Raw genomic sequence first — 23183 nt, forward strand, 5'->3', positions numbered from 1 at the left:
AGGTGACACCCCCGGCCCGGCGGCCCCCACACCGCCGGGCCGGGCGTCACTTCCGGCCGGTCAGGCGCCGACCAGGTCCGCGACCCCCTCCACCGCTTGCGGGTACGCCTGGAGCAGCCCCGCCACCACCCCCGCGTCCGCACCGGACGCGGGCGCGACCGGCGCCCACTCCCCCGGGCACCCGAGCAACTCGGCCACCGCATCCGCCGCCGCCGGATACCCCGCCAGCAGCACCGTCACCGCTCCGGCCGGGCCCACCGGCGCCGCGGCCGACGAGGCCGGGCGGGAGCGGGCCGGAGCGTTCCACGGTGCCGTCCACGAGTCCAGAGCCGCCAGGCTGCCCGGGAACGTGCGCCCCGCCTCCCGGGTCAGCACCGGCACCAGCTCCGCCGCCTGCGATTTCAGCGTGGTGATCAGATTCGGTAGCCAGGGCAGCAGCACCGGGTCGGGCAGCTGCGCGAACACCCGGGACAGCGTCTCCACCACGAACGGCGCCAGCCGCGGCACCGGTTCCAGGGCCTGCACGAACCCGCTCACGTACTGCGGGACCGACGGCACCACCAGCGGGTTGGCCAGCAGGTCACCGACCCTGGTCCGCAGCTCGGCCAGCGGGAGCGCGCCGAGCTGGTGCAGCGCCGCCCAGAGCAGGGCCACCTTGGCCGGGGCCTCCGGGTGCGACTGCCGGACCGCGATCTCCAGCTGGGTGCGGTCGCAACCCAGCGACAGGGCCAGACTCTCCATGCTGAACAGGAAGCCGAGCATCGCCCCGACCTGCCGGACCCCGGTCTCCTCCTCGACGAAGGCGGTGGGCAGCAGGGTGCAGTAGTGCGCGTACCCCTCGGTGACGAACCGCTCGCACCAGGCCGGCAGCACCGGGGTGGTGGCCCGGTAGTGCCCGAGCAGCCGCCGGATCCGCCGCAGCACGTCCGGCGCGTCGTCGACGGTGCGCTCGGCCGCCAGCAGCTCGATCGCCCGGGCGCCCAGCTCGGCGGTGAGCCGTGGGCTCTCCAGGAAGAGCAGCGAGTTCTCCACCGCCTTGAGCGCGGTGGCGGCGGTCGCCTTCGGATCCCAGGCGTCCCGGCGCAGCCGCTGCTCGAGGACCTGCTCGACGGTGACACCCTCGTAGCCCAGCTCGATGATGCTGCGCTGGTGCCGGCCGATGTCGAGGTCCCAGCTCTCCTGGATGTGCTTCTCGCCGAGCTTGCGGCTGCCCATGATCGGGCGGACCGCGTTGTCCGGCAGCAGGTAGCGCAGCATCCAGAGCAGCTGGGAGCAGGCGGCCAGCTCGGGCCGGGCGTTCAGGTCGAGCAGCGCGCGCTGGATGCTGCGCTGTTCGAGGTTGAGCCCGAGCGGTTCGAGCCGGTCGTGCACGTCCCGCGCCAGCGGCGGCAGCGCCTCGTAGCCGACCTGGCCGACCCGGTCGCCGCCGAGCAGGATCTCGCACAGCCGGCGCACGTCGCGGCGGCCGGGCACGGTGTCCTTCTCGATGCAGGTGACCGCGGCGTCCTGGAAGTCGTAGGGCGTCGGCCGGGCCCGGCCCCGCATGCCGGCCAGCAGGATCGACGTCTCGAAGACGGCGATCGCGTCGGCGGTGCTGGACAGGTAACCGTTACGGCGGGCGAGCCGGACGATGTCCACACACCAGCCGCGCAGTTCCTCCTCGTCCAGCCCGTCCAGCGCCGGCGGGCCGGCCAGATAGCCGGTCAGGTGGTCGGTGACCACCTCGCCGGTGACGACCGGGGCGGGCAGCGCCTTCTTCGACTTGCGGGCCGCGCCCTTCTGCCCGTCCAGCCGGAACGGGGTGAGCCGGGACCGGCCTAGCTGTTTCTGCCAGGTGCCGGCGGCGATCGACACCGAGCCGGGCGCCAGCCCGAACTGGGACTCGATCGCCGAGTGGCTGGACGGGATCAGCCCGTACAACCAGGTGGTGCCGGTCCGTGGGGTGATCACGAAGTCCGGGGTGCCGGGCGCGGAGCCGGCCTCGGGCACCCGGCTCGCGGCGTGGAAGGCGCCGCAGATGTAGAGGCAGTCGGCCGGGTCGGCGCCGGACGCGGCGAGGTGCTCGCGGATCCGGGTCCACATGTAGCGCTCGCGGTCCTCGTCACTGGCGAACCGCCGGGTGTCGTGCGGGGCCAGCCGCCGGAACAGGCTGCCGATCAGCACCATCACCTGCCGGTAGGTGTCGTGGTCGGCCCCGGCCAGCGGCTGCTCCACGTACTGGTCCCACCACTCCGACCAGTGCCGCACCCGGCCGTGGTGCAGCAGGTGCTCCTCCAGCTCGGCGAACCGTGGGCGCAGGTCGCCGATCTCCACCCCGACCGCGTCGCCGTGCAGGTCCTCCTCCGGCTCCGGGGTGTCGGCCGGCGACGCGACGTCGGGCTGCCACTGGAAGACGTGGTCGGTGGACCGGTCCACCAGGACCAGCTCGACGCCGGGAGTGTCCAGCGCGTACGAAATCGCCTGGTACTCCGCGGAGGCCTCGGTGATCGGCGCGATGACCGACAGCGGCGCCGACTCCTTGGGGAATCCGTCCAGCTCGGAGGCGAAGGCCTGCAGCGCCACCGGGAGCCGGCAGTTGCGCAGCTCGGTCAGCAGCGGCCGCATGTCCTCGCAGAGTTCCAGGTAGACGACCTTGGGCTGTTTCTCCCGCAGCCGCCGCAGCATGGCCAGGGCCGAGGCCGGCGAGTGGTGACAGACCGGGAAGATCTCCAGCGGCTCACGCAGGGCGTGGTCCACGTCGTCGACGATCCCGGCGAGGATCTCGGGCAGGGCCGCCGGGCCGTCCGCGAGAGCTTCCGCGGCGCCCAGCAACTGGTCCCGGAGCGGGTCGAAGGGACTGGTCACGACAGGGTCGCAATCGCCTGGCGGCCGCCCTCCAGGAAACCGGTCCACTCGCCGCTGTGCTCCTTGCTGCGCGGCTCGATCACGCCGTGCCAGTACTTGTTCAGAATCGCCAGGTCCTCCGGGCTGCGCCGGGCCAGCGAGCCGACCAGTGACGACGCCAGGGTCTGCGAGGTCAGGGTGGCGGCCCCGAAGAAGTTGCTGTGCAGGATCGCGTCCTCCAGCACACCGATCTGCTCGGCGGTGGAGAGCGCCGACTCCAGCCGCTCGTCGTCGCTGCCCGCCGAGGCGGACGCGGCCCGCAGGTCGGCGAAGCTCTGCAGCAGCACGTCGAGCAGGGTGGGCGGCACCTCCAGCTCGATGTTGTGCCGGCGCAGCAACTCCTCGGTGCGGAAGCGGACGATCTCCGCCTCGCTCTTCTTGTTGGTGACCACCGGGATGCGGACGAAGTTGAACCGCCGTTTCAGCGCCGAGGACAGGTCGTTGACACCCCGGTCCCGGCTGTTGGCGGTGGCGATGATGCTGAAGCCGGGCTTGGCGAAGACGATGTTGTCGTCGTCCAGCTCGGGGATCGACACGTACTTCTCGGAGAGGATCGAGATCAGCGCGTCCTGCACGTCGCTGGTGGAGCGGGTCAGCTCCTCGAACCGGCCGATCACCCCGTTCTCCATCGCGGTCATGATCGGCGAGGGGATCATCGAGGCCCGGGACTGGCCCTTGGCGATGACCATCGAGACGTTCCAGGAGTACTTGATGTGGTCCTCGGTGGTGCCGGCGGTGCCCTGCACCACCAGCGTCGAGTTACGGCTGATCGCGGCGGAGAGCAGCTCGGCCAGCCAGCTCTTGCCGGTGCCCGGGTCGCCGATCAGCAGCAGGCCGCGGTCGGAGGCCAGGGTGACGATGGACCGCTCGACAAAACTGCGGTCGCCGAACCATTTCGGGGCGATCTCGCGGTCCAGGCCGTCGGCGCGCTCCGAACCGAGGACGAACAGTCGCACCATCTTGGGGCTGAGGCGCCAGGAGAACGGCTTGGGCCCGGTGTCCACCGACTCCAGCCAGTCCAGCTCCTCGGCGTACTTGACCTCGGCGGGGGCGCGCAGCATGTCACTCATCGCGGAATGTCTCCTTGCGTGTCGATCTAGACGAGGAAGTTCTTGAGCTCGGTGACGAGCTTCTTGATGTGGCCGGACAGGACCGGGGTGCCCTGGTCCTTGAAGCGCTGCCGGAACCACGGGTTGACGCTCTGGTGGCCGCCGCTGCTGACCGAGCCGACCGGGATGAACTTGACCCCGGACCGATGGATCGCCTGGAAGCCCTCCCAGCAGGCCTGCTCCTGCCACTCGTAGAAGTCGGAGATCCAGACGACGACGCTGTTCCGCGGATCAGTGATCTTGGGGCGGGCCAGGTCGAGCGCCACGGTGCCGTCGGTGCCGCCGCCGAGCTGGGTGTGCAGCAGCACCTCGAACGGGTCGTGCACCCACGGGGTGAGGTCCAGGGCGCGGGTGTCGTACGCCACCAGATGCACGTCGACCTTGGGCAGGCCGGCGAAGATCGAGGCGAGGATGGTGCAGTTGACCATCGCGTCCACCATCGACCCGGACTGGTCGACCACCACGATCAGGCGGGCCGGCTCGATCCGTTTCGCGGTCTGCCGGTAGTAGAGCCGGTCGACGTAGAGCCGCTCGTCCTCGGGGCTCCAGTTCGGCAGGTTCTTCCAGATCGTGCGGTCCAGGTCCAGGTTGCGGAAGACCCGTTTCGGCGGCACCGAGCGGTCGATCGTCCCGGCACTGGCCTGGGCGACCTGGGTGCGCAGCACCTCGGCCACCTCGTCGACGAACCGGCGGATCAGCGCCTTGGCGTTGGCCAGCGCCAAACCGTCCAGGTTGTCCTTGTCGCGCAGCAGCTGCTCGATCAGCGACATGCTGGGGGTGAGCTGCTTGGCGAGCCGGTTGTCGGCGAGCACCTCGCGCAGCCGCATCCGCCCGACCAGATCACCCTCGATCCCGGCCAGGGTCTTGCCCAGGCCGGGGCCGTTGCCGGCGGACCGCCCGCGCAGCTCGCCCGGCTCGCAGCCCATCGCCCGCTCGAACCAGCCGGCATCGGACTGCCACCGCTGCAACTGCTCGGCGGTCACGTTGCCGGTGCCGGTGGCGAAGACGTTGAGCAGCAGTTTCGACACCAGCGCGGCCCGCCGGACCTCGCCTTCACGCTCCGCATCGGTCTCCGGCCGGTCCTCCGCCATCAGGCCGTCGAACTCCGCCTCCAGCTGCGGGAACCGCTGGACCACGGTGTCCACCGACACCGACGGGTCGAGCAGCGCGGCGGGCAGACCGAGGTCACCGACGATCGCCATGCTGCCCGCTTCCAGGCTCTCCTGCTCGTCCGGATCGAAGAGCCGGGCCAGCAACCGCCAGTACAGAACCTGACGGCGGGTCTCCGCAGCACTCATTTGCGCAACAGCCTTCCCGCTCGCTCGCTGAGCACCTCGACCGCGGTGCCGGCCGCGGCCTCGGCTTTCGCCGCCTTGGCCTCGGTCGGGCCGAGCGCCCAGTCACCGGTGTGCGCGACGACCGGTTTCTTCCGGACCACCGCCTGCACGGCCAGCGGCTGCACCGCCCAGCGGCCGGACTCCCAGCGGAGCAGGCCGAGGCAGGCGGTGGAGGCGGCCACCAGGGCCGGGGTGATCGGCCCGGCCTCGGGCAGCCGGTCCAGGTCGACGGCGACCGTCACACCGCCCAGGTCGAACGACTCCGGCCCGGCGGTGTAGCCCTCCAGCAGCACCGGCTCGGCGATCACGGCCGGATGCCGGTCCAGCGGGGCGGCCGGCGCGGCGATCGCCGTGCCGAGCCGGACCCGGGCCACCGCGAACGGGTCGACGGCCTCGCCGGTGACCGCGCACGTCTCGTCCCACAGCAGGTCGCCGGTGGTGATGAGCGGCATGCCGGTGATCTCGATCGCGCGCCGCCCGGCCAGGGCGGCCCGGAACACCGGGAACGCGGCGAGCATCCGCCAGGCGGACGGCCCGCTGATGGTGTCCACCTTGGCCGCGGCGACACTCGCCCGGACCAGCCGGACCTCGCCGCCGGGCGTCTCCAGCAGGCCGTGCGCCTGGGCCCGGAAGACCGTCGGGTGCTCGTGCAGGTCGACACCGAGCAGCAGGAACCGGCCGTCGGCCGGCGCGGCCGCCGGGACCGGGAAGCCCTCCTGGGCGAGCAGCAGGGCCCGCGACCACAGGTCGGCCCACCGGCGGACCGGGATCCGGTCGAGACCGGCGACCGGGGCGGAGGCCCGCAACTCGGCGGCGAACCCGTCGAGCAGCACCGCGAGACGGCGACCGGCCGGATCGGCGAGCAGGGCCTGCACGGTCTGGGCGCCGCCGCCGGCCACCTCGTGGTCGACCCCGCGCCAGCCGGCGATGGCCAGCTCGCGCAGCCACGAGCGGCCACCGGCCAGCAGCGGCCCGCTCGCCGCCGGGGCGGCCGGGACGCTCCACGGCGCACGGGTGCGGCCGTGGGCCTCGTCGAGCCCGCCGAGCAGCGCGTCGTGGACGGCGCCGAGCAGCGCGGACCGAGCACCGGCCAGCACGGCCAGGTGCTCGTCGGTGACGGTGCCCGCGACGATCTTGCCGATCGCGTCGGTGACCCGGGCGGCGAGCGGCGAGCCGGTGAACGCGGCGGCCAGCGACTCGAGGGCGGCGGCGCGCTCCTCGTCGATCCGGGCCAGGCCGTGGACCAGGGTGTCGTCCAGCCCGTCGATCAGGGCGAACGCCTCGTCGAGACCGGACGGGTGGGCGCGCAGGGCGTCGGCGATCATCCGCGCACCACCCCGGCGGCCGGGAACCACTGCAGGTCGGGCAGCGGATCGGTGGTCGGCGGAACCTCCAGGTAGGCCAGGTGGCGCAGGAAGCCGGAGAAGACCTCGGCGGCACGGTTGGGCGCGGTCGTCGTGTGCAGACCGGACCACAGGTCGCCGGCACCGTCGGGCAGTGCCGCCTTCAGGTATCGGGCGACACGGTCCAGACCGTACTGAGCGACCGCGGCGTCGGCCAGGGCCCGCAGGTGGCCGCAGGGGCGGGAGCCGCCGGAGAGACCGCCGCAGGGACGATTGTTGTTGGTGTTGCAGCTCAGCCCGTGGTCACCGGCGGTGACGGACGAGACGTAGACCCGCTCGACGTCCGACCCGCTCGACACGACACCCTGGAGACGGCCCTCGGACAGCTCCACGAACGGCACCTTCGCCAGCTTGCGCGGCCGGACGGGCGCGATGACGGGTGCAGTGCTGCGCCGCTCGGCGGCGGCACCCTCGATGGTCACAACAGACCTCCTCAGAACCAGGTGCGGAAGTTCTATCCCACGGGTACGACAAAACCGCATCGGCCCAGCTCAGAAGAGACGGGGGTAGGCCGATCGGGAAGACGTGGCGGGTCTGGCTCGGGTGACTATCAAGGTGCGCGTCATCGCGTCGATGACACTGATGCTGCTGGTGTCGATGGCGGTCGTGGTCGGCTGGATCGCGGTACGCAACGCGACCGAGGCCCGGGAGACCGGCTTCGCCTACACCGACGAGATGGCCAAGGGCAGCGCCTCCGACATCCAGGAGGTGATTCTGGGCGGGCTGAGCACCGCCCGGGACATGGCCCGGGTACTCGGCGCGGCCTCCGCCGGCGGCGGTGACCGGGTGCTGGCGAACGCCCAGCTCAAGGCGGTCCTGGAAGCCCACCCGGAGTATCTCGGCACGTGGACCGGATGGGCGGCGGGCGCGTTCGACGGCGCCGACCGGAAACACCGCGACGCCGGTCCCGGCGACGACGCGACCGGCCGGTTCGTGCCCTACTGGTTCCGCGACGGCGACAAGATCGGCCTGACCCCGCTGGTCGACTACGACAAGGCCGGGCCCGGCGACTACTACCAGGTGCCGCTGACCACCGGCCGGGAGAAGGTGGTCGAGCCCTACTTCTACGAGGTCGGTGGCGAGCAGACCCTGATCACGTCGGTGGCGGTGCCGATCGAACGTGGCGGGACGGTCGTCGGGATCTCCGGCATCGACATGTCGCTGGCCACGCTGCAGGGCCTGGTCGGCGCGGTGAAGCCGTTCGGCTCCGGGACCGCGGTGCTGCTCAGCACGGCCGGGACGGTGGTCAGCGGCGCCGGGGAGGCCGGGCAGGCCGCACCGGCGGACCTGGTCGCGCTCGCCGGGCGGACGGTCACCGCCGGAACCTCCTCCCGCGAGGTCACCGAGGTGGGCGGCGAGGAGACACTGCGGATCGCCGCGCCGCTGACCCTGGGCGGCAGCGACACCTGGACGCTGATCATCGAGGTGCCCACCGCCACCGTCCTGGCCGCCGCGAACAGCACGTTCTGGGCCAGTGTGCTGATCGGGCTGGTCGCCGCGGTGATCGCCGGGGTGGCCGCGTTCTTCCTGGCCCGGTCGGTCGTCGGCCCGATCGAACGGCTCCGCGACCGGATGGCCGAGATCGCCGACGGCGACGGCGACCTGACCCAGCGGGTGACCGCCGACCGCGACGACGAGGCCGGGCAGATGGCCGCCGCGTTCAACCGGTTCGTGGAGAAGGTGGCCGTCACGATCCGCGGCATCGCCGGGGCCAGCGGGACGCTGAGCACCGCCGCGCAGGAGCTCCAGGTGGTCAGCCGGCAACTGGAGAGCGGCGCGTCCACCGCGTCCAGCCAGGCCGGCAGCGCCAGTTCGGCGAGCGAGGAGGTCAACGCCGGGGTGCAGGCGATCGCCGCGGGCGCCGAGCAGATGAGCGCGTCGATCGCCGAGATCTCGTCCAACGCGACCCAGGCGGCGCAGGTGGCGTCCCAGGCGAAGCAGATCGCCGAGCGCACCAACGAGCAGGTCGCCGAGCTGGGCACGGCCAGCACCGAGATCGGCGAGGTGGTCCAGCTGATCACCTCGATCGCCGAACAGACGAACCTGCTCGCGCTGAACGCGACCATCGAGGCGGCGCGGGCCGGGGAACTCGGCAAGGGCTTCGCCGTGGTGGCCGGTGAGGTGAAGGATCTGGCGCAGCAGACCGCGAACGCGACCGAGCAGATCACCGCCCGGATCACCGCGATCCAGTCGTCCAGCGAGGCGGCGGCCCTCGCGATCGGGGAGATCGCGCAGGTGATCGAGCAGATCGGCGACTACACCACCACGATCGCGTCGGCCGTGGAGGAACAGACCGCGACGACCGCCGAGATGAGCCGTACCGTGACGGAGGCCGCCGGTAACAGTGGTGATGTCGCCCGTACCATCGTCGGGGTCGCCGGGGTGGCCTCGTCCACCGCCGACGGCGCCCGGACCACCCAGCAGGCCGCCGCGAACCTCACGCACCTGGCCGACCAGCTCACCGGCCTGGTCGGCGCCTTCCGCTACTGACCGGCGACCCGGACGGCGGCGTCGTCGAGAGGGCCGGCGTCCGGGAGACCCAGTTCGGCGTACAGAGCCAGGGCCTGCTGGTGGTGGGTTTCCGCTTCGGGGTGACCGAGCGCCGTCAGGCTCCGGGTGATCCCCCGGAGGGCGTGGGCCCGGGCCGACCGGTACTCGACGTTCTCCGTCAGGTCGAGCGTCCGGCGGTAGTGCCCGGCCGCCACCTCGTACTCCCGGATGTCGTTGTGGATCGCGCCCAGCACGTTGTGGGTCTCGGCCAGGTCCACCGGGTCGGGGATGTCGTCGAGGATGGTCATGGCCTCGGTCGCGGGCGCCAGGGCCTCGCGCGGGCGGCCGGACCTCCGGATCGCCTCGGCCAGCCGGTGCAGGTAGTCGGCCTCGAAACGGCGGTCCTCACCCTGGCGGGCCAGCTCGAGGCTCTCGGTGAGCAGCCGGATCGCGACGTCGTGCTCGCCCAGCTGGCTGTGGGCGGTGCCGCGGCGGCTCAGGATGGCGCTCACCTGCCGCAGGTTGGCGAAACCGGCCAGCGGGAGCGCCGCCCGGTCGGCGACCCCGATCGCCTCCCGATCGCGTCCGAGCTGGCTCATCGCGTCCATCATGATGGTCAGGGCCACCGCAGCCCGCCACACGTCGCCCAGCTCCTGGTAAACCTCGAAACTGCGGGTGGCGTAGTCGATGGAGTCGGTGAACGCGCCGACCAGGTGGCTCAGGTCGGCCTTGTGGATCAGCGTGCGGGCGATGCTGTCGAGATCCCCCGCGACCGCGGCGTCGGCCGTCCCCTGCTCCAGGTACTCGAGGGCGAGCCGGTACCGGCCCATCACCTTGTGGATCAGGGAGACGTCCACCTGGCAGGCGGACCGCACCGCGGGCGGGGTGTCCGGGCGGCACGCGGCCAGCGCGATCTTGAAGACCTCCAGGCCGGCCGAGAACTGACCGCTCTCGTACAGCAGTGAGCCCACCTCGCGCGGCAGCTGCCAGCCCTCGCCGCCGGCCCGGTGCCGCGCCGCGAGCCGGGCCACCGCCACGAGATTGGCGTGTTCGGCGGCGGCCCAGGCCCGCACCTCCGCGGGCCGGGACATCCGGGGGACGGCGGCCGGCCGGTACCGCGGGCTCGCGCCGAGCCGGGGCCGTCGGGGATTGTCCATCTCGGCGGCGATCCGCGTGACGTGTGTGTAGTAGTCCAGCAGGCGGTCGCGGGCGTCCGACCGGCCCGGGGCGGACTCGTCGGCCTCGACGGTGGCCCGGGCGAAATCGCGCACCAGGTCGTGCAGCCGGTACCGGCCGGGCCGGTACGCGATCAGCAGGTGCATGTCGCACAGGGCGTCCAGCAGGTGCTCCGCCTCGTCCAGCGGCAGCCCGGCCAGCGCCGCCGCGGCGAAGACGTCGACGTCCGCACCCGGATGCAGGCCGAGCAGCCGGAACATGCGCCGTTCGGCGTCGGCGAGATGCCGGTAGGACAGCGCGAACGCGGCGGTGATGCCCCAGTCGTCCGACTGCAGCAGCCGGGTCCGGCCCCGATCATCGCTCAGCCGGTCCACCAGATCGGACAACCCCCATTGCGGCCGTACGCGGAACCGGGCGGCCGCGATACCGATGGCCAGCGGCAGATGTCCGCAGAGCCGGACCACCTCGGCGACCGCCGTGGGCTCGGCCTCCCCCCGGTCCGGCCCGGCGACCGCCCGGAACAGGGCGACCGCGTCGTCGGTCGGCAGGGTGTCCAGGGACAGCACCTCCGCCCCGATCAGCCCGGTCAGCCGGCGCCGACTGGTGATCAGCACGGCGCACCCGGCCGACCCGGGCAGCAGCGGCTCGACCTGGGCGGAGTTCAGCGCGTTGTCGAGCACCACCAGCACCCGGCGGCCGGCCAGCTCGCCCCGCCACATCGCCGACTTCTCGTCCGGGCTCTTCGGGATCCGGGCGTCGGAGACCCCGACCGCGCGCAGCAGCACGTCCAGGGCCTCGTCGGCGGTCAGCGGATCCCGGCCGGCGGTGTGCCCGTGCAGGTCGACGAAGAGCTGGCCGTCGGCGAACCGTCCGGCCAGCCGGTGGGCCGCGTGCACCGCCATGGCCGTCTTGCCGACCCCGCCCATGCCGTCGATGGCCTGGATCACCGTCACGCCGCCGCTGTCCGCGACCGACGAGATCCGGTCCAGTTCGGCCGATCTGCCGGTGAAGTGCCCGACGTCGCGGGGCAGATGGTTGCGGGCCGGCCGGGCCCCGGGCCGGTGGTTCAGCTCCGGGTCGGCGGCCAGGATCCGCTGATAACGGCTCTGCAGCTCGGGACCGGGATCCACCCCGAGTTCCCCGGCGATCGTCCGGCGGATCCGCTCGTAACACACCAGCGACTCGGCGGCCCGGCCCGCGCGGTACAGCGCCAGCATCTGCAGGCCGGCCAGCGGCTCGCACAGCGGGTACCTGTCGATCTCGGCGGGCAGCTCGTCGGCGACGGCGCCGTGCGATCCCAGCTCGAGCGCGATCTCGGCCCAGGCCAGGACCGCCGACAGCCGCCGGTCCTCGAGCTGTGCCGCGGCGGCCGACACGGTCCGGCCCCCGACACCGGCGAGAGCCGGCCCCCGCCAGATCGCCAGCCCGGCCCGCAGCAGCGCGGCCGCGTGCGCCGGATCCCGGGCGGTCCGGGCCGCGTGCGCCTCGGCCAGGAGCCTGTCGAACCGCCCGGCGTCCACCTGCTCGGCCGGAACCCGCAGCACGTAGCCGGGGCCCTCCGCCGCCAGCACCGCGCCGACCGGGGTGCGCCGCAGCGCGGACACCGCGTTCTGCACCTGCTTGCGGGCGGTGGCCGGCGGCTCGCCATCCCAGACCGCGTCCACCAGCTGGCTCAGCGAGACCACCCGGCCGGCGTGCAGCGCCAGCGTCGCGACGACACGGCGCTGCTTCGTCCCGCCGATCGCTGTCGGCCTGCCGTCCTGCCGGACTTCGAGCGGCCCCAGGATCCCGAACTCCACGCCGCGCCCTCACCCTCATCAACGTCCGGAGCAGTGTACGAGGGGCAACCCGCCCGCGCCGGAGCAACCGAGGACAAAACGAGGACGGCACCGGTCACGATGACCAGGCGAGCGGAGTCCGGGCCAGGCGCCCGGCACGACCCGCGCGCGCACCGGGGCCGGTTTCATCGGGGGTCCGGTTCACCGGCGAGCTCCGGCGAACCGGGTAGGCATCCGGGGCGGGCGGAGGACGTGCGGCGCCGGCCTCACGTCTCGCGACCGGCACGGGCCGACGGGGGCCGTCACGTGCCAGAACCGGCGAGCGGCCGGCCGATCCAGGCCGGCCGCGCCGCTGTGCTTCCCCTCCGCCGCTGGCACCGCCGCGCCGCTGTTCCGCCGCGCCGCTGTTCCGCCGCGCCGTACTCGCCGCGCCAACAAATACGGACAATGGCCACACCGTTCCGCGAATCATCTGCATTCAATTATTTAAACCTACTGTGATCCACGACATAGTATTCGGGAATGTCAGTGCCCGTCGAATTCCCCTACTATCCGTTGTAGACCATCGCCGAGAGTCACCGATTGGCGCCGATCGGTCGGACGCGCCCGGATCCAGGCGCGAAAGAATTCGAACACTCTCGGCTCGGGCGTGCCCGGATAACGGTGGGCACATTGCACGGGGAGGAATTCAGTGAGACTGAGAAGGCTTCTTGTCGTCCCGCTCGCGGTGACCGGACTGATCGCCGCCACGGGGGTGCCGGCACAGGCCACCTACTACAGCGGCGGCATGCCCAGCCGCACCTTCAACTACAAGACGGTCGGCATCAACTCGACCTGGGTGGCGTTCTACGACACCGGCAACATCCGCTGGAACCAGCGCGTGAACAGCCACATCGGCCGCAGCACATCGGCCGCGGCCGATGCCACGGCGGGCTCCTACTCGCAGAGCTGGTACGGCCAGTACACCCCGCACGGGGTCCGCGGGGTCAACCGCACGTTCAGCATCAAGGTCAACTCGCGAACCCTCCAGGCCAGCGCCGGGTCCAATTACACGGCCTGGATCACGAGCACGGTGACCCACGAGATCGGCCACGCCCTGAGCCTGGACGACAATCCGAACACCACCCAGGCGTCATTGATGAAACACAGCAGGAATCGCACCACGTCGCAATTGCCGACCGCGTACGACATCAGCGAAGTGGAGAGGATCTACTGATGGGCCGGAAAGGTGGAATCGCCGCCGGGGCGATTGTTTTCGCGCTGCTGTCAGGGTGCTCCGCGCAGCCGGCGACGGAAGACGCGAAGGTCGTCGAATACCACTTCGACTACCCGGTCTACGACAACGCCGAGCAGATCATCGGCACCGCGGACGTGATCGTGCGCGGCACGGCGGTGGCGTCGCGGGCCGAGTGGCTCTACCCGGAGACGTCGACCGAGACCGACCCGCTGCTCAACCCGCAGGCCGGGCTGTCGGCCGGGGAGATCGCGCAGTGGCGGGAGGACGCCGCGGTCGCGGTGACCGTCTCCACGCTCGAGGTCACCGAGGTGCTCAAGGGCGAGGTCGCGGTCGGTGAGCGGGTCGAGGTGAGCCAGGTCGGCGGCACGCTCGACGGGGTCACCTACACCGAGCAGCACACCACCGTGCTGCCGTCGGACGGCTCCGAGTTCGTCCTGCTGCTGGCCGACCACGGCGCCGGCAAGCCGTTCGACCTGCTCAACCCGGAGCAGGCGCTGTACGGGGCGAACGGCTCCGCACCGCTGGAGGCGGTCGCCGAGGACGCGCCGCTGGACAACGAGACGACCGGGGACATCAGGGCCGAGGTCGCGGCGCAGAAGTGAGGGACGTCGCCGGCCGGGGGGCGACCCGGCCGGCGACGTGTTCAGGACACCCCCAGCGACGACGTCACGGCGGCACTGAGCGCGACCGTGTTGTCGACGGTGGGGGTGAGTTCGCCCCCCGCGACGGTGTAGTAGCCCTGGGTGGTGTTGACCAGGTTCCACGTCGTGGCGTCGCGGGACTGCAGGAGCAGCACGTACTCACCGCCCTTGCGGATGCCCTCGGCCTGCTCCGGGCCGGTGGACGAGTAGGCGATCTCGATCGACGAGCCCGGCTTCGGGTCGCCCTTGGCCACCTTGCCCACCGAGACGGTGGCCACGGTCTCGGTGATGCCGTCCGCCGTCACCGTCCGGGTGGCGCTGACGGTGGCCCGGACGATCGCCTCGGCGTTCTCCTCCAACTCGGCCGTGTCGCGGTAGAACGGCTGGTCCGACATCGCCGGCGGCGCCGGGTCGCGCAGCACGATCGCACCGGCCACCCCGACGCCGACCACGACCACCGCGGCGGCGGCCAGGCCCCACACCAGGGTGCGGCGGCGGGCGGGCGGGCGTTCGAACTCGGCCGGGCGGCTGCCCAGCAACTCGGCGAGCCTGGTCTCGGCCCGCTCCTCGCTCTCGACACGGTCGTTGCGCACCGGATTCGCCTCCTGCATCAGTCGCTTAACGCTTGGCATGACCGACCTCCGTGATGGCTTTGAAGGACCGCTTGAACGCCTGCCGGGCCCGGTGCAGCCGCACCCAGACGGCCGACACGGACAGGCCGGTGAGCGCGGCGATCTCGCTCGCGCCGAGGTCGTCCCAGTAGCGGTGGACCAGGACGTCGCGCTGCGCCTCGGGCAGCTGCTCCAGCACCTCGGACACCAGGTCGGCGGTCTCGCCGGCGGGTTGACCGCCCGGCGACGTGACGGCGAGTCTGCGGTACGCGAAATCACCGCGCTGCACCGACCGGCGATGGTTGCTCAGCACATGGCGTGCCGTCACGAACAGCCAGGCCGGTGTGAGCACCTCCCCCCGCACGCTCTTGTCCCACGCGATCCGGAAGACCTCCGCGGTCAGATCCTCCGCCTCGGCCTCCTCGCCGACCCGTCGCGCGACGAACCGCAGGACCCGCCCGTGGTTCGCCCGGTACAGGTCGGTGAATCCCTGCTCTGGTGGATCGTTGCCCATCGGTCCCTCCTCGGCCTGTACATGTCGGCCGGTACCCGGATCCTTACCTCCGCGGAGAGAAACTTTTCGCCGGCGACGGCCGGGTGGGGCGATGACGACAGAACACCCGCTGCCATGATTCCTGGCAGCGGGTGTCTTCGCAGCTGGATGCCGGTGCCGTCCGGCTGTGCGGGGGGCCTCTACCGGAGCAGCGGGTCCGTCCGCCACTCCTCGGCCGGCCAGCGCCGCTGGTCCACGTCGCCGATGACGTCGGCGTAACCGGCGACGTGGTCGGTGAACTCCGCCAGGGTGGGCAGGCTCCGGTGCGAGGTCAGTTGTGCGTTGCGCAGCCGCTGCCGGAGCTGGTGCTCGGTCCAGGAGGCGGTGTAGGCGTCCATCGCGGAACGGTGCGCGGTCTCCCCCGTCACGACGGTCAGCAGGGTCCAGCACACCAGCTCGCCGACCAGGGCCGCGTGGATGTGCCGGGCGCCGGGATCCTCGGGCCGGTCGGCGCTGATCCGGGCGACCTGGTCGACCAGGTCGAGAATCGGCGCGGTGGGCCGGACCGGGCCGAGCAGGTCGGCGAACTCGTCCGGCTTCCGGGCGAACACGCTGCCGAGGTACACCGTGATGGCTTCGGTGGAACCCTCGAAGATGCGGAACAACCGGTAGTCCCGGAAGTGCTGGCCGACCGTGTTGGTGTCCAGGAAGCCCCGGGCGCCCAGCACCTGCAGAGCGTTGTCGATGGCGCTCCAGCCCAGCTCGCATCCCAGGATCTTTGCGCAGAAGAACCAGGCGTCCGGGACGTCCTCACCCGCGTCCTGCCAGGCCGCGATCCGGGCGAGCAGGGTTTCGGCGGCCTGGACACCGGCTCCGGACTCGGCGAGCAGCTCGCGTATTCGGCCGTTCTCCGCCATCGAGCCGGTGGCTATCTCGCGGCCGTTGGTGAACCGCTGGGCCAGCTCCAGCGACCGCATGGCCGCACCCAGCGTCATCGCGGCCAGCACCACCCGGCCGCTCGTGAACGCGGTCTTGGCGATGTCGAGTCCGGCGCCCTCCTGGCCCAGCAACGCGGACCGGGGAACCCGCAGATTCCGGAAACCGAGGTCGTACTGCGGCACCGCGCGCAGCCCCAGGGTCAGCATTTCCGGGCCGATCTCAAATCCGGGCGTACGGCTGTCGACCAGGAATCCGGTTATTCCCTGGGGTCTGCCACGTTCGTCCCGGAGCTTGGCGAACACGTTCACGTATCGTGCGTCGCCGCCCAGTGAAATCCACTTCTTGGCCCCGTTGATGGTGAACGATCCGTCCGCGTTCCGGCTCGCGGTGGTGGCCATTCCGCGGACGTGCGAGCCGATGCCCGGTTCACTGATCGCGCTGGTGACCAGTGCCTGCCCGCCGGCCAGCCGGGGCAGCACCTCGTCCTTGACCGCGTCGGTGGCGGAGAACCTGATCGGCGGGATGCCCAGCGTGTTGTGGACCGCGCAGAACACCGCGAGATTGGCGTCGATGGCCCCGAGTTGGGTGAACACGCGCTTCATGTCGGCGTGGGACAGTTCCTGCCCGCCGTACCGCCGGGGGATCTGCAGGCCGAGCAGACCGGCCTCGGCGAATTCCGAAATCAGTGCGGGCGGCAGCGAACGGCGCTCGTCCATCAACCGGGAATTGAGGAAGTTCCGGGCATATTCCCGCAGGAAGTCCTGCATCCGGCTGGTCCGTGACGACGGCGGCGGGTCATCGGCCGGCGGCGGGACAACGGCATCGTGATTGAGGGTTTCCGTATCCATCGTTCGCTCCTCGCGAGCATTTCCGAACTGCAAACGTTGGGGGTGTGCTGGGGCCTCGCCCGGCTCGCGATATTGTCGGCGCTCATGAATCTCGCGGAACATCGGGACGCGTGACACCCATTGGGAAAACCATCGGAGCGCACGGAATTCGCGGCTCATCATTGATGCCGCCGACCATTTATCGACAGCTGCGATCGGGCGTTGTTAATCGCCCGACCCGACATGCGAAGTCGGCCGTTTCGCAATCGCGCTGCCAGTTTGTCGATCTCGACGGGACTCTACAGCAGACACGATGGTTCCTCAACGGGGTCACTTCGTGACTGAATGTAATGGACCCTTTGAATGCGGGGTCCACACCCGGCATCCGTGGTGAACACCACTGCTACGGCGGGCCGAATGGAAAGCCCGGCCCGGCATCGGTCGGCGACGACACGAACGATGCCGAGGGCAAGACGGGACAGTACCGCCGTTACGGCCGGAACGGTCGAATGGCGGCTCAGCGACGCCGCCGTTCGCGATCCCCGATTCTCCGGGGGACGATCCCCGATTCCTACGTGGAAGTAACAGGCTCCTATTTGCCCTCGCGGGCATGGATCTGCGCCACCAGTTCCGCGGCCAGAGTCTTGATGGTCTCCAGCCCCGGCCGGCCCCACGGGCGCGGTTCGGTGTCCACCACGCAGACCGTGCCGAGCGCGACCCCGGTCCGGTCGATCAGTGGAGCGCCCAGATAGGAGCGGATGCCGATCTCGTCGACCACCGGATTGCCGGCGAACCGGGGATAGTCGCAGACGTCGTCGAGGACGAGAGCCTTCCGCCGGACGACGACGTGCGGGCAGTACCCGTGCTCGCGCGAGAACGTACGGCCGGACAGTCCCATCCGGAGGGCGACCGGCAGCTCGGGTCCGGCGTACAGGCCGCCCAGGTACTGGTGGTCCTCCTGGATGAAGTTGACCATTGTCAACGGCGCCTTGGTGACTTCGCCCATCCGGCGCGCGAACTCGTCGAGCAGCGGATCCGGGCCGTCGCCCAGCCCGAGTTCCTTCAACCGGACGAGGCGGTTGGGCACCTCCGGATCCATCGGGGTCAGCGGGTGGTTTCCGGAGAGGTCGTAGATCATTCCGGATCTCCGTTCGTTATCGGGGGGCCTGTGAGGCGAGGAGATGGTGCATCAAACTGATCAGCACACCGGTCGCGGACCGCTGGTCCCGAGCGTCGCAGTGGACTATCGGGATGTCGGGCTTCAGGTCCAGGGCGCTGCGCAGGTCGTCCAGCTCGTACCGGATGCCGCTGTCGAACTCGTTGACCGCGACCAGGAACCGGATGCCGCGGGACTCGAAGAAGTCCACGGCCGGGAAACAGTCGGCCAGCCGGCGGGTGTCGGCCAGCACGACAGCACCCATCGCACCGCCGGACAACTCGTCCCACATGAACCAGAAACGCTCCTGGCCCGGCGTACCGAACAGATAGAGCACGTGGTCCCGGCTGATGGTGATGCGGCCGAAGTCCATCGCGACCGTGGTCGTCGACTTCTGCTCGACACCGGTCAGCCGGTCGGTGCCCACACTCGCGGTGGTGAGCAACTCCTCGGTACGCAGTGGCTCGATCTCGCTGACCGAGCCGACGAACGTCGTCTTGCCCACGCCGAATCCGCCCGCGATCAAGAGCTTGAGCGCGGACGGGAACCCGTCAGAGCCGTTGTTTGAGGGCATAGATGATGGTCTCCAGTACCGCCGGGTTCGAATTGTCAGCCATCGGGTCGGGAGCCCGGGTGTCCACCGCGCCCCAGCCCGCGAGATCGGAGAGCAGGATCTTGGCGACCACCGCGGGCAACCTCAACCGCGCCGCGATCTCGGCGACCGTGGTGACGCCGCTGCAGAGATCGAGTGCCTGGGAGTGATCCGGCCCGAGGTGACCGTGCGGGCGGCGGCCGGTGGCGATCACCATCGACAGCAGCTCCATCCGGATGGACGGCTCGGTCCGCCCGTTGCTCACCGTGTACGGCCGGATGAGACGTCCCGCGGCGTCGTCGAACCAGTTGTCGTCGTCGGTCTCGGAGATTCTCACCGTCCGTGCGTACCGGGGAACTCAGCCTCGTGCCGGGTCGGCGTCGCCAGGTACGGCCGGACGCTCTTGACCATCTGCGCCATCTCGTAACCGAGCACCCCCGGGTCGGCCGACTTGCCCGCGAGCACCGCGAGCACCGCCCCGGACCCGGCCGCCGACACGAACAGCAGCGAGGTGTCGAGCTCGGCCACCACCTGCCGGACCCCGTCGCTGCCGTCGAAACGGGTGGCGGCGCTGCGGGCCAGCGAGAACAGCCCCGAAGCGATCGCGGCCAGATGGTCCGCGCCGTCGTCGTCGAGCCCGTGGGCGGCCTTGCGCAAGCCGTCCGACGACAGCAGCAACGCGCTTCTGGTGTGCGGAACCCGGTCGACCAGGCCGGACAACAGCCAAACGAGATCCTGGGACCGGTGGACGGAATCGATGCGTGACATGGAGCCGGGCCTTCCTGAGGAACAGACGGTGGGGAATCAGCCGTGACTTTCGGGGCCGGACGCGTGGGCCTCGGCTTGCGAGACACCGTTCATGAACGATGCCATCAGGCCCGGGTTGTGCTCGCCGGCCAGGTCCTTGGCGGGCGCCGCCGGGCCGAGCTTCAACTGCGGGGCCATGTGGGTCTGACTGTGGCGGCGCGGGAGTGGGGGCCGCGCCGGCGTCGGTGGCGGTGGCGGTGGCGGTGCCTGCACGTAGTCGGGGACGATCGGGACGACCTGCGGGTACGCGGCGGTCGGCCCGGCGTCACCGTGCCCGGTGTAGGCGAGATCGGAACGCGCCGGGGCAGCGGGCGCCGTCAGGACCGGGGCGGACACGACGTGGTCCGGCACGGTCTCGGCCGTCGGGAGACGGAACGGCGCCTGCGGTGGCGACGGAGGCTGCTCGTGCACCGGGGCCGGGGTTCCCGGCCCGGTCATGGCCGGCGCGATCTCCGGCGGTGTGCCGATCAGCAGGCGCGGCAGGATGACCACCGCCTGGGTGCCGCCGTAGATGTTCGTCTGCAGCTGCACGATGATGCCGTGCTGCCGGGCGATCATCGAGACCACGTAGAGCCCGATCCGCCCGTCCCGCAGCAGGTCGTCCAGGTCGACCGACTGCGGATCGGCCAGCAGCCGGTTGACCCGGTCCTGGTCGGCGCGCTGGATGCCCAGACCGCGGTCCTCGATCTCGACCGCCGCCCCGGCGGTGACCTGCTGGGTGCGCAGCAGCACCTGGGTGTGCGGTGGCGCGAACATCGTCGCGTTCTCGATCAGCTCGGCGATCAGGTGGATGACGCTGGCGACGGCGTGCCCGGGCACGGTGCCCTCGATCGGCGGCACCAGCTTGACCCGCGAGTAGTACTCCACCTCGGCGATCGCCGAACGCAGCACCTCGGTCAGGGCGACCGGGCGGCTCCACTGCCGGCGCGACACCGAACCACCGAGCACCGCCAGGTTCTCCGCGTGCCGCCGGATCCGGGTGGCCAGGTGGTCGACCTGGAAGAGACCCTTCAACAGGTCGGGGTCCTCGACCTCGTTCTCCAGCGCGTCGAGCAACTTGATCTCCCGGTGCACCAGCGACTGCAGCCGCCGGGAGAGGTTGACGAAGACCTCGACGTGGCGGTCGTCGGCGTGCGTGGCCGATTTCCGGACGGTCTCCATCTCGGTGTGCAACAGCCCGAGCCGCTCGGTGAGCCGGCCGACATCGGAACGTGCCGCGGTCAACTGGGACCGCGTCTCGGCGAGCTCGGTGCGAGCCTGCTCGGCCAGGGCCCGCTGCTCGTTCGACCGGGCGTCGCCGCGCCGGTTCGCCCAGACCGCGAAGACGACCGCGGCCAGCACCGCGATAGCGGCGACCAGATATGGGGTGTCGGGCATAAGCATCCTTGTTCTTGGTGATGCGGCAATGTCCGGTATGGAGGCTCAGTCACTCTAGTGGCCCCGGCGGCTCGTGGCCAAGGTGAGAAATCGGTTCCTGGTATTAACGCCAGGAAGCCGAGACCCGGGACGCCGACTGACGCCCGTCACTGCTTGTCCCCGGCCGTTCGCAGTCCGTTTCGACAGGCCCGTCACCAGCGACTTCACCGCAGCTCCGGCCGAGTCGTCCACCCTGTCCGTCCTAATAGCCACCGACGACATGGGCGAGTTTTGGGGGATTAGGGGATTAACGCCCGCCGAAAGTTAGGGATGACCGGGAGCCATCCGATGAATTGACTCGGGCTCCCGCTCCGGTCCGGCTCCACACACATAGGAACGGAATCTTCACTAATCAATCGCCGCACCGCCAATGAGCACGGCGGCCGGCGGGTAAAGACGGTGCGATGGCCCCACCCCGCTGGAACGGGAACTCGAAGAGGCGGCGCGATGGTCAGGGGAGGCGGAGTTCGCGCCAGGTTCGGCCGTCGGCGGAGTACCGCACGTCGAACACGTCGTCCGCGCGGTAGATCAGGACGTAGACCCCGGGGCCGGCGCCGGAGACCACCTTCGGCAGATACATCGACGCGATGATCCCCACCAAGCTGGTCTCGGCCGCAGGCGCGTCGGCCAAGACGCGGGTATGCCAGGCCCGGCCGGCGTCGGTACTTTCCACACGTACCCGAACAGCCTGGTTTGCGAGACCGAACCTCAACCCGAGGACCACCGCAACGGGCCGCCCGACAGCGCCCACCGCGAGGCGGGCGGGGTTTGCCGAAACCGGAACCGGCGACAACCGCAACGGGGCAGCAGACAGCGCCCACCGTGATGCGGGGTTTCCGGGGGCTCGGCCCCCGGAGCAGACAAGACGAGGGGCCGCGGTCTGCGCTTTCCGCAGACACACGGCCCCTGCCATCTCGTGGGCGATACTGGGATCGAACCAGTGACCTCTCCGGTGTGAACGGAGCGCTCTCCCGCTGAGCTAATCGCCCTCAACGAGATGGAACTCTACTAGACGGCCATCCCGCTGTGCGAATCAGGGGGTCAACGCCACCCGAGGAAGTCGAGGGTCCAGGTGAAGAGGTTGAGGTGGAAGGTGAGCAGGACGCTCAGCCAGACCACCGCGCTGATGAAGATCATGCCGACCAGCCCGACGAGGGCCCGGATCGGGAGAGACTGAGCGGCGATCCAGTGCGTCCAGCTCTGGACGTGCCGCTTGGTGAAGGCGAGAAGCGCTCGGGCCCAGTGGAACTCGACGGCCAGGATGGCCAGGCCGAGGATCACGATGGCCCAGCCGGGACCGGGGAGCGGGATCAGGACGATCCCGACCGCGGTGACCAGGGTGCCGAGGATGCCGACACCGATCTTCAGAGCGAGCCGGCCAGTGGAGTTGGACCGGATACGGTCAAGCACACGCACGTCGCAGAACCCCGTCGTCCGGTTTTAGGGCCATTTCATCCCCCAGTGTCCGGGGGCCCCGTCACTACCCGGGAGGAATGGACGTTACCGGAGTAAGTCAACTGCTGGACCATCCGATGCCGGGTGGAACCGGGTACTTGGGCGGAACGGGACAAGATATCTCATTGTGTCTCGCTTGGAACCGTTTTCGGAACCGCCTTCCCACTACTGGGTGAGATCAGCGTATGGCGGAGCGTAACGACAGGGATCACCTGAGTATGGGAAACGCGGGGTTCACCAGCCTCGCAGCGGTGCCGGGGGGAGTTCGTCCATGAGTACCATTCGTCCAACGACCGTCGAGGTCGAAACCTCGCTGCGGCTCGTAGCGCCTGACGCGACGGCACTGCCCGTGCGCGCCAGTCTGCGTTACGACCCAGCCGACCCCTATGCGGTTCACGTGTTGTTCCATGCAGAATCAGCCGGTGGGGAAGCCGTGAGCTGGTCTTTTGCGCGGGAACTGCTCGTGACCGGGCTCGATGAGCCGGCCGGGATCGGCGACGTCCGGGTGTGGCCGTGGGCCACCCCGCGGGGCGACTTCGTCGCTCTGGCGCTCTCGTCACCCGACGGGAACGCGCTGTTCGAGGTTCCGCGCAGCGTCCTGGTCCGGTTCCTGCGGCGCACCTACGTGGTGGTGCCCCGCGGACGGGAGTCCGATCACCTGGACGTCGACGCGGCGGTCAACCGGCTGCTGGCCGGGCGTTAAGCGAGATAAGGGCGACCCGCTCGGACACTGCCGGTCCGCGCGGGTCGCCCTTTATCCGGAAAAGCAATCGATCTCCGAAAAGAAATCGGAATCGGACGTATAGCGAATCCCGAGCCATAAAACGGACATT

At 70.6% G+C, this 23183-nt stretch carries 20 protein-coding genes and 1 tRNA gene; 4 read left to right on the plus strand and 17 right to left on the minus strand.

Going from position 1 to position 23183, the window contains the following annotated elements; translation table 11 throughout:
* Positions 1-60 precede the first annotated feature (60 nt).
* From Aco03nite_RS09775 to Aco03nite_RS09795, 5 genes are read right to left on the minus strand one after another with little or no spacing between them, the layout of a single operon-like run.
* A complete protein-coding gene (locus Aco03nite_RS09775; RefSeq protein ID WP_203794474.1) occupies positions 61-2844 on the minus strand; it encodes a DUF5682 family protein in 2784 nt (927 codons plus the stop codon).
* Positions 2841-3953, minus strand: coding sequence for an ATP-binding protein (locus tag Aco03nite_RS09780; RefSeq protein WP_203794476.1), 1113 nt, complete (start codon positions 3951-3953; stop codon positions 2841-2843). Before Aco03nite_RS09780 ends, Aco03nite_RS09775 begins: the two co-directional genes overlap by 4 nt.
* Before the next feature lie 26 nt (positions 3954-3979).
* On the minus strand, positions 3980-5290 hold the full coding sequence (locus tag Aco03nite_RS09785; protein WP_203794477.1) for a vWA domain-containing protein: 1311 nt from the start codon (positions 5288-5290) through the stop codon (positions 3980-3982).
* Positions 5287-6654, minus strand: coding sequence for a hypothetical protein (locus tag Aco03nite_RS09790; RefSeq protein WP_203794479.1), 1368 nt, complete (start codon positions 6652-6654; stop codon positions 5287-5289). Before Aco03nite_RS09790 ends, Aco03nite_RS09785 begins: the two co-directional genes overlap by 4 nt.
* Entirely contained in the window at positions 6651-7154 is a 504-nt protein-coding gene (locus Aco03nite_RS09795) for a hypothetical protein (RefSeq protein WP_203794480.1), read from the minus strand. The genes Aco03nite_RS09790 and Aco03nite_RS09795 overlap by 4 nt, the downstream gene beginning before the upstream one ends.
* 121 nt (positions 7155-7275) lie before the next feature.
* Here Aco03nite_RS09795 and Aco03nite_RS09800 point away from each other — a divergent pair, with 121 nt between their 5' ends.
* Positions 7276-9222, plus strand: a complete 1947-nt coding sequence (locus Aco03nite_RS09800) for a methyl-accepting chemotaxis protein (protein ID WP_239145032.1) — start codon at positions 7276-7278, stop codon at positions 9220-9222.
* Here Aco03nite_RS09800 and Aco03nite_RS09805 read toward each other — a convergent pair.
* Positions 9216-12197, minus strand: a complete 2982-nt coding sequence (locus tag Aco03nite_RS09805; protein WP_203794482.1) for an AfsR/SARP family transcriptional regulator — start codon at positions 12195-12197, stop codon at positions 9216-9218. The genes Aco03nite_RS09800 and Aco03nite_RS09805 overlap by 7 nt on opposite strands.
* A gap of 670 nt (positions 12198-12867) precedes the next feature.
* Between Aco03nite_RS09805 and Aco03nite_RS09810 the strand changes: the two genes are divergently transcribed.
* Together Aco03nite_RS09810 and Aco03nite_RS09815 are read left to right on the plus strand one after the other, a co-directional pair.
* A complete protein-coding gene (locus Aco03nite_RS09810; protein ID WP_203794484.1) occupies positions 12868-13392 on the plus strand; it encodes a zinc metalloprotease in 525 nt (174 codons plus the stop codon).
* Complete coding sequence (locus Aco03nite_RS09815) at positions 13392-14015, plus strand: hypothetical protein (protein WP_203794486.1); 624 nt, start codon at positions 13392-13394, stop codon at positions 14013-14015. The genes Aco03nite_RS09810 and Aco03nite_RS09815 overlap by 1 nt, the downstream gene beginning before the upstream one ends.
* 41 nt (positions 14016-14056) lie before the next feature.
* Here Aco03nite_RS09815 and Aco03nite_RS09820 read toward each other — a convergent pair whose 3' ends face one another.
* The 11 genes from Aco03nite_RS09820 to Aco03nite_RS09865 all read right to left on the minus strand — a co-directional run bounded on the left by Aco03nite_RS09820 (position 14057) and on the right by Aco03nite_RS09865 (position 22311).
* Positions 14057-14686 carry a hypothetical protein gene (locus Aco03nite_RS09820; RefSeq protein ID WP_203794487.1) on the minus strand — a complete coding sequence of 210 codons (630 nt, stop codon included), beginning with the start codon at positions 14684-14686 and terminating at the stop codon, positions 14057-14059.
* A complete protein-coding gene (locus Aco03nite_RS09825) occupies positions 14673-15179 on the minus strand; it encodes an RNA polymerase sigma factor (protein ID WP_203794489.1) in 507 nt (168 codons plus the stop codon). Before Aco03nite_RS09825 ends, Aco03nite_RS09820 begins: the two co-directional genes overlap by 14 nt.
* Positions 15180-15358: 179 nt before the next feature.
* On the minus strand, positions 15359-16945 hold the full coding sequence (locus Aco03nite_RS09830; RefSeq protein ID WP_203794491.1) for an acyl-CoA dehydrogenase family protein: 1587 nt from the start codon (positions 16943-16945) through the stop codon (positions 15359-15361).
* Positions 16946-17516: 571 nt separating this feature from the next.
* Entirely contained in the window at positions 17517-18062 is a 546-nt protein-coding gene (locus tag Aco03nite_RS09835) for a GAF domain-containing protein (RefSeq protein ID WP_203794492.1), read from the minus strand.
* 16 nt (positions 18063-18078) lie between these two features.
* Positions 18079-18654 carry a GTP-binding protein gene (locus Aco03nite_RS09840; protein ID WP_203794494.1) on the minus strand — a complete coding sequence of 192 codons (576 nt, stop codon included), beginning with the start codon at positions 18652-18654 and terminating at the stop codon, positions 18079-18081.
* Complete coding sequence (locus tag Aco03nite_RS09845) at positions 18632-19009, minus strand: DUF742 domain-containing protein (protein ID WP_203794496.1); 378 nt, start codon at positions 19007-19009, stop codon at positions 18632-18634. The genes Aco03nite_RS09840 and Aco03nite_RS09845 overlap by 23 nt, the downstream gene beginning before the upstream one ends.
* Entirely contained in the window at positions 19006-19440 is a 435-nt protein-coding gene (locus tag Aco03nite_RS09850; RefSeq protein WP_203794497.1) for a roadblock/LC7 domain-containing protein, read from the minus strand. The genes Aco03nite_RS09845 and Aco03nite_RS09850 overlap by 4 nt, the downstream gene beginning before the upstream one ends.
* Before the next feature lie 36 nt (positions 19441-19476).
* On the minus strand, positions 19477-20856 hold the full coding sequence (locus Aco03nite_RS09855) for a sensor histidine kinase (protein WP_239145033.1): 1380 nt from the start codon (positions 20854-20856) through the stop codon (positions 19477-19479).
* A gap of 490 nt (positions 20857-21346) precedes the next feature.
* Positions 21347-21475, minus strand: coding sequence for a DUF1349 domain-containing protein (locus Aco03nite_RS52790; RefSeq protein WP_239145034.1), 129 nt, complete (start codon positions 21473-21475; stop codon positions 21347-21349).
* A gap of 337 nt (positions 21476-21812) precedes the next feature.
* Positions 21813-21884: transfer RNA gene (locus Aco03nite_RS09860), tRNA-Val, on the minus strand.
* Positions 21885-21936: 52 nt separating this feature from the next.
* Entirely contained in the window at positions 21937-22311 is a 375-nt protein-coding gene (locus tag Aco03nite_RS09865; protein WP_203794501.1) for a TIGR02611 family protein, read from the minus strand.
* A 310-nt stretch (positions 22312-22621) separates the two neighbouring features.
* Here Aco03nite_RS09865 and Aco03nite_RS09870 point away from each other — a divergent pair, with 310 nt between their 5' ends.
* Positions 22622-23053 (plus strand): SsgA family sporulation/cell division regulator, encoded by a 432-nt coding sequence (locus Aco03nite_RS09870; protein WP_014446635.1) that lies wholly within the window; start codon positions 22622-22624, stop codon positions 23051-23053.
* Positions 23054-23183: the final 130 nt, after the last annotated feature.

This window comes from Actinoplanes couchii (assembly GCF_016862075.1).
Classification (GTDB): Bacteria; Actinomycetota; Actinomycetes; order Mycobacteriales; family Micromonosporaceae; genus Actinoplanes; species Actinoplanes couchii.